Below are 6,680 nucleotides of genomic sequence, written 5' to 3'. Positions count from 1 at the left end.
AATATTGGGTAGGGTGCTATGTGCCAGTGGCACATGTTTAGCACGGACCGAAGCGGAGCGGAGACGTGGGAGTGCGTAGCACGGAACAATCCGTAGGCATCAAAGTCGGGGGCTTTTGACCCCGACATCATTATATATGGCTATGTGGAAAGGAAGAGAATATGGGAGAGTATTTATTGATTTCGGATGCTGCAAAACAGGTAAAGGTGGAGAGCCATGTACTTCGCTATTGGGAAGAGGAATTACATCTGCCCATCAAAAGAAACGAGCTGGGGCACCGCTATTATACGAAGGAAGACGTGGAACGGTTCAAAGAGATCAAGAGCATGAAAGAAAGGGGATTACAGTTGAAAGCAATTAAAATGATATTAAAGGACGGACGGCTGGACGTACTGCCGGAGGAACGGGAAAAAGAGCCTGTAGAAGCCCGGAAAGAGCCGGCAGAAGTCCGGACACCACACATGGCCATCGAGATCGTTGATAAACCGGTGGATAAAGAGATGCCGGTACAGCCGCAGGAGAGGATATGTACGGTGCCGGAGAAGGAAGGACTGCAGAGTGAAAGCAGGGAAGAGAAGGCTAAAAGGCTCCAGTGGATCCTGCAACAGTTGATCCGTGAGGCAGTACGGGAGAATAACCAGGACCTTTGCCGGGAACTCAAGGAAAGCATGGTCAAGGAGCTGGATTATCAGTTCCGCAGCAGAGAAGAACGGGAAGAGGAGAGAGACCGCAGACTGGAACAGCGCAGCGAGGAGTACTATCAGAAGATGGACGAGCTGTTGCGGAAAAAGACCAGGGGACAACTGCGGAAACAGCAGAAAGAGGAGAGAAGGCCGAAAGTGGAAAAAGAGTCCACAGAGATCGCAGACAAAGAAAATACCGGCAGGGAAATTAAGGCAGAAAAAAAGAAAAGGCATTTCATTTTCTGAAATGCCTTCCCCGGGGTACGTTCTGAATCAGGAATTAATCCTCTGCGATAGCACCAACAGGGCACTGACCTGCGCAGGAACCGCAGCTGATGCACTTATCTGCATCGATTTCAAACTTTCCGTCGCCCATGCTGATAGCGCCAACGGGGCACTGTGCCTCACAAGCTCCACATGCTACACAAGCATCACCAATAACAAATGCCATAATCTTTTCCTCCTATTTTGCGTGTATCAAATCTCTTGTTTGATACAAATTTATCAATATAACCACTTGTATTGTAATATAAATGGGCTTTGAATACAAGACTTATTTAGTATTTTTTATCAATAGTTACAGTTGCTTATTTATATTTATTGAACTCCAGAATCTTCTTCGCGTTCTGGATCCTCTCTTCGGTGGGCGGTTCTACACCCTCAAGCTTGTACGGAATCCCCAGTTCTTTCCACTTGTACTCACCCAGAGTATGGTAGGGAAGAACTTCTACTTTCATGACGGTATCCAGAGTATCAATAAATTCTCTTGTCTTTTTCAGGTATTCGTCATTGTCAGTAATTCCGGGCACCAGTACATGACGGATCCACATGGGGATACCCTGCTCGGAAAGGTATCTTGCGCAGTCCAGAATGTTCTTGTTGGTATGACCGGTAAGCTTTTTGTGCTCCTCATCATCAATATGCTTGATGTCCAACATGACAAGGTCGGTATATTTCAGTAATTCGTTGAATTTGGAGAAGAAAGGCTCTTCTCTGGTAAAAGGCTGTCCGGAAGTATCAAGATTGGTATTGATGCCTCTCTCGTGGGCCTTGCGGAAAAGATCGATCAGAAAATCGATCTGTAATAAGGCTTCGCCGCCGCTGACAGTGATGCCGCCTTCTTTGCCCCAGTAGCTGCGGAAACGCTCTGCTTTATCCAGAAGCTCGTCTGCTGTCATCAGATTGTCAGTGTCGGGATTCCAGGTATCTACGTTGTGGCAATATTGACAACGCATATTGCAGCCCTTGAGGAAAATAAGATAGCGGATTCCGGGTCCGTCTACTGCGCCGAAGGATTCTAATGAGTGAATTCTGCCTTTGATCATTGTAATAATCTCCATTCTCTGCCATGCAGGCAGCTGAGGGGTGAGTGTTACGAATAGTATATCCAAAAAAGGACCGGACATTACTGCCCGGCCCCATATACATCAATTATCTCAAAACCTGTAAGAATTACAGACTCTTATGGCAGGTTCTTGCGATAACATCATCCTGCTGCTCCTTGGTCAGGCTGATGAACTTAACAGCATAACCGGATACACGGATGGTGAAGTTAGCGTACTCAGGCTTCTCAGGATGAGCCTGTGCATCTAACAGCTTCTCGGTACCGAATACGTTAACGTTGAGGTGATGAGCACCACGATCGAAGTAACCATCCATTACACGTACCAGAGTTTCTTTCTGCTCGTCAAGGTTGTGACCAAGAGCGGAAGGAGCCATGGTCTGGGTATTAGAGATACCATCCAGAGCATACTCATAAGGCAGCTTAGCTACGGAGTTCAGGGATGCAAGCAGACCGCTCTTCTCAGCACCGTAGGAAGGTGATGCACCGGGAGCGAAAGGCTTGTAAGCTTCTCTACCATCAGGCAGAGCACCGGTAGCCTTACCGTATACAACGTTAGAGGTAATGGTCAGTACGGAAGTGGTAGGCTCGGAATTTCTGTAGGTGTGGTTCTTCTTGATCTTCTCCATGAAGGTCTTCAGCAGCCATACAGCGAATTCATCAGCTCTGGGATCATCGTTACCATACTTAGGGAAGTCGCCTTCGATCTTGAAGTCTACAGCACAACCCTGGTCATCACGGATAACCTTAACCTTAGCATACTTGATAGCGGACAGGGAGTCAGCTACATGGGACAGACCTGCAATACCGGTTGCGAAGGTTCTTCTTACATCGGTATCGATCAGAGCCATCTCAGCTGCTTCGTAGTAGTACTTATCATGCATGTAGTGGATCAGGTTCAGGATGTTAACATACAGAGATGCACACCAGTCAAGCATGATGTCATATTTATGCATAACTTCGTCGAAATCAAGGTACTCGGAAGTGATAGGAGCGATTTCGGGACCACACTGCATATGCTTGCCGTTCTTGTCCAGATGCTTCTCATCCTTACCACCGTTGATAGCGTACAGTAAGCACTTAGCCAGGTTAGCACGAGCACCGAAGAACTGGATCTCCTTACCGGTCTGAGTAGCGGATACGCAGCAGCAGATGCTGTAGTCATCACCCCAGATAGGCTTCATAACGTCATCGTTCTCGTACTGGATGGAAGAAGTATTTACAGAAATCTTAGCTGCGTACTTCTTGAAGTTATCAGGCAGAGCGCTGGAGTACAGAACGGTCAGGTTCGGCTCGGGGCTGGGGCCCATGTTCTCCAGAGTATGCAGGAAACGATAGTCGTTCTTGGTAACCATATGACGACCATCCATGCCGATACCACCAACTTCCAGAGTAGCCCATACAGGGTCGCCGGAGAACAGCTGGTTGTAAGAAGGAATACGAGCGAACTTAACCATACGGAACTTCATGGTCATATGGTCGATCAGCTCCTGAGCTTCTTTCTCGGTCAGGGTGCCTTCCTTTAAGTCTCTCTCAATATAGATATCCAGGAAAGTAGAGATACGTCCTACGGACATAGCTGCACCGTTCTGGGTCTTGATAGCTGCCAGGTAACCGAAGTATAACCACTGGATAGCTTCCTTAGCGGTGGTAGCGGGACCGGAAATATCGTAGCCGTAAATCTTAGCCATTTCCTTCATGCCCTTCAGAGCCTTGATCTGATCAGCGATCTCTTCTCTCAGGCGGATGATGTCCTCAGTCATAACACCGGTACCGCAGTTCTTCTTATCCTCTTCCTTTTTCTGGATCAGGAAATCAATACCGTACAGAGCAACTCTTCTGTAGTCGCCTACGATACGTCCACGACCATAGGTATCGGGAAGACCGGTAACGATATGGGTATGACGAGCAACCTTCATCTCATCGGTATAAGCATCAAATACTGCCTGGTTGTGAGTCTTGTGGTACTCGTTGAAGATTTTGTCATATTTAGCGTTTACTTCGTAGCCATAGGTGCTTGCAGCCTGCTGAGCCATCTTGATACCACCATAAGGCATGAATGCTCTCTTTAAAGGCTTGTCTGTCTGCAGACCAACGATCTGCTCCAGATCCTTCATAGATTCATCAATATAGCCAGGGCCATAAGCGGTCAGACTGGATACGACCTCTGTTTCGCATTCCAGAACGCCGTCATGCTCACGCTCTTCCTTCTGTAACTCCTGAAGTCTGCCCCAAAGTTTATCAGTTGCTTCGGTAGGTCCCTCCAGGAAGCTCTCATCTCCATCATACGGAGTGTAGTTGGTCTGGATGAAGTTACGTACGTTGACGTCTACATCCCAATGGCCATCTTTTTTAAAGCTTCTCCATGCTTCTGCCATGAAAATTTACCTCCTTCTGGTAAAAACAATTAATATTATCAACTGAGAGTACCGGTTTCACTGGTATCCCAAGCTGTTTCTTTACGATAAAAGTGTACTACCTGACAAGGGTAAGTGTCAACCTTTTTAGGAATTGTTCCGAGTTTTGTACATCAGCTCTGACATGAAAAAAAGGTTGACGTGCGTGGGTGCTTGCACACAAAGCACGGAAATCTCTTTTTCATGGACAAAGCACACCAACATGAAATAAAAGATGAGCTGCGAAGCGGCGCCATTTGCGAAGCAGATGCTTTTATGAATGTGGTGTGCGGCAGAGCTGATCTTCGGGGAAGAACAAATGCGGATGTACAAGAATAATCTTGCCTTATTCCGGGGAAAGTATTATACTAAAAAAGCCTTATACGGCAGAAAGGAGACCGATATGACCGGAGTAACAAAAGACATGACCATTGGTGAGATCTTACGTGCCAATCCTGAAGTAGCTCCCGTACTCCTCGATGCAGGAATGCATTGCCTGGGATGCCCTGCTTCACAGGGAGAGACCCTGGAAGAGGCAGCTATGGTACATGGCATTGATGTAGATGAGCTTATGAAAGTGATCAAGGAGCTGTAATCTTTGTATGTCTGTTTTGGCAACATCGCCTGACCGGGGCACACAGGTGAAACAAAGTATTTATGGAATTTCATAGCTCAGATTTCCGCGCAATCGAAATGTGTCCGCCGATTGCGCGGATTTGAGAAATCAAAAGAATTCAAGGAATTCAGATCATCGGCCTTTGGCCGTCTTTTTTTGCCTTTTTCCCTTAGATATTATCTGATCCGATATTATGAAGTATGACTGGCACGGTAGATTCTTTCAGGGGAGGCTAATCCTGTGGTACTTTCAGTTCCCAGCCTGAATAAATCAGAGCAGGATTGCGGATCAGTTCCCAGTTCAGGGAAACGATTTCAGCCACGGAGCAGCCGCATTTTCTGGCGATTGCCCAGAGGGTGTCACCCTGTCTGACGATGTATATCCCGCTTTTCTTATTCTCAGGCAGGACAGCATCGGGAGTGCTGCCGGAGACGGGCGCTCCGCTCATGGGAATCTTAAGCTGCCAGCCGGCGTGGATCCGGTTCGGGTTCTTGATCCGGTCACTGTTGGCTGCCACGATCCCGGCTACGGAGCAACTGTATTTTCTGGCGATTTTCCAGAGAGTGTCACCCGCCTGTACGGTATAGGTCACATAGGAGGGGGTGTTTTTCACGACAGGAGAGGGGCCCTCACGGTCAGCCTTTTCCTCGGAGCCGCTGTCAGTACTTTCCTGTTCGGTGTCAGCATTCACATCATAGTAGAGCTTCAAAGTCACGATATCCTCCGGACTGCTGATCTTCTTCAACGTTCCGCTGGCGGTGGAGATTGCCGGATTGTAGGTAAAGCCTTCATAGGTTTTCGGCGTTGCTGCGACGGTATCACCTGTCTTCCCTGCGGAATGTTCTGTTTCCGCCAGCGTGTAGCCGCTGCCGTCCGTCTTGTAGTGCTCCACGATATAATTGATCGTGTTTCCGGAGATGATGGGAATCGTGTTTCGCGTCCATTTTGCGTAGAACGTTTTATTTCCCGTATCGGTACCTGTGATCTCTGTGACGGGTGAACCGGAAAAGTTGCTGTCTGCGTACCAGCCGTCAAAGCGGTATCCCTTGCGGGTAATATCATTGGTGGTAGGAAGAACTGCCCCGGTGCCGTAAGTGTAGCCGGTTACTTCTTTTCCACTGGCAATCGTACCGCCGTCTGTCTGCAGCGTTACGGAATAGGTGGAGAGTTCCCATTTTGCCTTGAGGGTCATAGTGCATTTGACTGTATCCGTGTCAAAGTTCCATTTTGTTTCCGTACCGTTGTTATCATAATACCAGCCTTCAATACTATGCCCCTCTTTGGTGGGAACAGGATCCGGTGCGGTGAGTGCCGCTCCGTCCTTGCTCCAATTTACTTTCTTGGTGATGCTCTGGTCTCTATTGTCCGGGTCAAAAGTAATCACGAGCATACCGTTCAGGATGGCACCGCTGAAATCACCGTCTAAAACCGTACCATCATTGTTCGTAATCGCACCGGTAAATGTGCCGCCGTTAATGGTTCCGCTGCTCTCATTTATGACCTCATTCGTGAATGTGCCCTTCCGGATGGTGCCGTTGTTAGTCACTTTATCCTGGAACTTAGTGCTGCCGGCAGCACCCTCACTGCCGGTGATCGTGCCGGGTGCGCCTAGCGGCGCACGTTTCTAACGGGTTAAAGTCCCG

6 protein-coding genes are annotated in these 6,680 nt (G+C 48.2%); 2 read left to right on the top strand and 4 right to left on the bottom strand.

Annotated elements, in window-relative coordinates; genetic code table 11:
* Positions 1 to 161: 161 nt before the first annotated feature.
* Positions 162 to 929 carry a helix-turn-helix domain-containing protein gene (locus DW835_RS16530; RefSeq protein ID WP_118538484.1) on the top strand — a complete coding sequence of 256 codons (768 nt, stop codon included), beginning with the start codon at positions 162 to 164 and terminating at the stop codon, positions 927 to 929.
* Positions 930 to 963: 34 nt separating this feature from the next.
* Here the strand turns inward: DW835_RS16530 and DW835_RS16525 are convergent, their stop codons facing one another.
* The 3 genes from DW835_RS16525 to pflB all read right to left on the bottom strand — a co-directional run bounded on the left by DW835_RS16525 (position 964) and on the right by pflB (position 4,403).
* Positions 964 to 1,134: a 4Fe-4S binding protein gene (locus DW835_RS16525; protein WP_022154896.1), complete on the bottom strand. Its 171-nt coding sequence runs from the start codon at positions 1,132 to 1,134 to the stop codon at positions 964 to 966.
* A 136-nt stretch (positions 1,135 to 1,270) separates the two neighbouring features.
* Positions 1,271 to 2,008, bottom strand: coding sequence for a pyruvate formate-lyase-activating protein (gene pflA, locus DW835_RS16520; RefSeq protein ID WP_117465717.1), 738 nt, complete (start codon positions 2,006 to 2,008; stop codon positions 1,271 to 1,273).
* Between the two features lie 127 nt (positions 2,009 to 2,135).
* The gene (gene pflB, locus DW835_RS16515) at positions 2,136 to 4,403 is read right to left on the bottom strand and encodes a formate C-acetyltransferase (RefSeq protein ID WP_117465718.1); all 2,268 of its coding nucleotides are present in this window, start codon (positions 4,401 to 4,403) and stop codon (positions 2,136 to 2,138) included.
* A 421-nt stretch (positions 4,404 to 4,824) separates the two neighbouring features.
* Between pflB and DW835_RS16510 the strand changes: the two genes are divergently transcribed.
* Positions 4,825 to 5,016, top strand: coding sequence for a DUF1858 domain-containing protein (locus DW835_RS16510; RefSeq protein WP_118731448.1), 192 nt, complete (start codon positions 4,825 to 4,827; stop codon positions 5,014 to 5,016).
* Between the two features lie 253 nt (positions 5,017 to 5,269).
* On the opposite strand, the gene DW835_RS16505 is transcribed toward DW835_RS16510, so the two are convergent.
* Entirely contained in the window at positions 5,270 to 6,583 is a 1,314-nt protein-coding gene (locus DW835_RS16505) for a LysM peptidoglycan-binding domain-containing protein (RefSeq protein WP_118669695.1), read from the bottom strand.
* Positions 6,584 to 6,680: the final 97 nt, after the last annotated feature.

This window comes from Clostridium sp. AM34-9AC, from assembly GCF_003480225.1.
Taxonomy (GTDB): Bacteria; Bacillota; Clostridia; order Lachnospirales; family Lachnospiraceae; genus Acetatifactor; species Acetatifactor acetigignens.
The sequence above is the reverse complement of the archived record's forward strand: the minus strand, read 5'-3'. Positions and strand labels throughout refer to the sequence as shown.

Excerpts from the sequence above, each read along its gene's own strand:
- DW835_RS16530 (WP_118538484.1), top strand. The coding sequence starts at position 162 with ATGGGAGAGTATTTATTGATTTCGGATGCTGCAAAACAGGTAAAGGTG.
- DW835_RS16525 (WP_022154896.1), bottom strand. The coding sequence starts at position 1,134 with ATGGCATTTGTTATTGGTGATGCTTGTGTAGCATGTGGAGCTTGTGAG.
- pflA (WP_117465717.1), bottom strand. The coding sequence starts at position 2,008 with ATGATCAAAGGCAGAATTCACTCATTAGAATCCTTCGGCGCAGTAGAC.
- pflB (WP_117465718.1), bottom strand. The coding sequence starts at position 4,403 with ATGGCAGAAGCATGGAGAAGCTTTAAAAAAGATGGCCATTGGGATGTA.
- DW835_RS16510 (WP_118731448.1), top strand. The coding sequence starts at position 4,825 with ATGACCGGAGTAACAAAAGACATGACCATTGGTGAGATCTTACGTGCC.